Annotated in this window: 1 protein-coding gene; it reads right to left on the bottom strand. The window is 32.8% G+C overall.

Annotation, left to right across the window (positions count from 1 at the left end; translation table 11 throughout):
- Positions 1-357: hypothetical protein (locus JYB62_RS19605; RefSeq protein ID WP_449500893.1), on the bottom strand; the 357-nt coding region annotated here is incomplete at both ends.

Genomic DNA, 357 nt, shown 5'->3' with positions numbered 1-357 from the left:
AGCTTGGCTGTATAGTCAACTAACTCTTCTGTCGAAGTGATATTTTTAGGCTTATCTACCAGTTTTAGACGCTCTTTAATATCTTCAGGAATTATTTTATTGTCATATTGTATCATGCTAAATGACAATTTGCTTATGGAGTAATCTTTTAATTTTAAATAAGTTATTCTCCTGGCTTCATCAAATAAAGAGTCGAATGATGTTGGCGAAATCACATCGTCACCCATTGGATTGTTTATTTGTATGCCAAGAGAGTTACAGCAGTTATACATTCTGCCATAGATTATAGCTAAGGCATGTAATAATTCGTAATCTTTTAGCGTATTAGCGACCCATCGTCTTTCTGATTTAATAATA

Origin of the sequence: Algoriphagus lutimaris (genome assembly GCF_017051705.1) — a bacterium.
Lineage (GTDB): Bacteria > Bacteroidota > Bacteroidia > Cytophagales > Cyclobacteriaceae > Algoriphagus > Algoriphagus lutimaris.
Note: the sequence above shows the minus strand (reverse complement) of the source record. Positions and strands in the feature narration are given on the sequence as shown.